Origin of the sequence: Streptomyces bobili, from assembly GCF_002154575.1 — a bacterium.
Lineage (GTDB): Bacteria > Actinomycetota > Actinomycetes > Streptomycetales > Streptomycetaceae > Streptomyces > Streptomyces bobili.
In genome coordinates this window covers 1-1,163 of sequence record NZ_MUBA01000696.1, presented here as the reverse complement: position 1 = coordinate 1,163, position 1,163 = coordinate 1, and the positions used below count along the sequence as shown (strand labels likewise).

The window sequence follows — 1,163 nt, the reverse complement described above, 5'->3', positions numbered from 1 at the left end:
CCGACGAGGCGGCGACGGCCGAGATCGAGCGCCGGGACGTCGACGTGCGGTGGCTGACCTGCACCGCCGACTACGGTGACGCCGCCGATGAGGGGACCAGGGAGACGGTCGCCTCCGTCGACTGCGAGGGCGAGACCGGCAACGGACGGGACATCACCGTCACCGGCCGTGTCACGCGGGCCGTCGACGGCTCCTGCGTGCGCGGCGACCTCCGCGCGGACGTCGGCGACAAGCAGCTGTTCCGGGTGGCCGGGCTCGGCGACTGCAAATCCGCCACCCCCTCGCCGCTCGCCCCGCCGCGCTCCGCGCAGCCCGCCGGACCGGGGCGGCCCACGGTCACCGTGACCGTCACCGAGACGGTCCGGTGCGACGGCGACAGCCGCTGCGGGCCCGCCGACACCAAGTGACCTGCACGAGCAACTGATCCGAACCGTTCCTCAAGGCTGAGCGGGAGTGAGTCCTGTTGCCAGGTCTCCTGCTCGGCCGAACGCCCCGGACGGTGTTGGGCGTTCTGGTTGCCCGCGTTCGCTCCGCGTCCGGCGCCGACGGATCGTGTCCGTGGTCCGGGAATGCGGGGGCGGGTTCCCTCACGCCCGGGGACGCCCGGTCCGGCCTGGACGGTCCGATGCCCCGCACGATCTCTCCGGTCGTGTGGGGGCGGTGCCGTCCGTCGCCGGATCGGGTGTCCCTGGGCGCGCCTTCCGATCGCCACGGCAGCAGCGTCGTGGCGAGTGGTCTGACGGGTCGTGCCGGTGAGGGGTTTCTGCCAGGGCTGGGCACCCCACCGGCTGGTGTAGGCCGGGTCCACCGCGATGACCGCGACACCCCTCTGATCCGCCATCGAGGACAGCCGGGCGCGGAGCTTGGCGGTGGGCATGCCGGAGATCAGTTGGCGGAACCGCCTTTTGCGGCCGTGCTTCTCGCGGGTCTTCTCCGCGGCGAAGTCCAGGTCCTCCACCGCGATCGCCTTCACACCGCAAGCTCTGGCCCAGTGCAGCAGGCGGGTGAGGGCGTGGCGGACCTGGGCGTCACGGTGCCCGGCGGTGCCTCTCAGGCCGTAGGAGAAGCGGCGCGGGGCGCCGGAGGGGTTGCCGTGGGCGTCCAGGCGGCGAGGTGGCCGGCGTTCATGTCCACGCCGACCACGCCGTGGACGAGCGCCGCCT

General features: G+C 73.3%; 1 protein-coding gene and 1 pseudogene. One reads left to right on the top strand and one right to left on the bottom strand.

The features are described 5' to 3' along the window. Positions 1-407 (top strand): hypothetical protein (locus tag BZL64_RS36355; RefSeq protein WP_086773294.1); only part of this gene is annotated, 407 nt, incomplete at its 5' end. 76 nt (positions 408-483) lie between these two features. Here BZL64_RS36355 and BZL64_RS36350 read toward each other — a convergent pair. Beyond that, a pseudogene (locus tag BZL64_RS36350) lies at positions 484-1,163 on the bottom strand (IS200/IS605 family accessory protein TnpB-related protein); the annotation flags it as partial.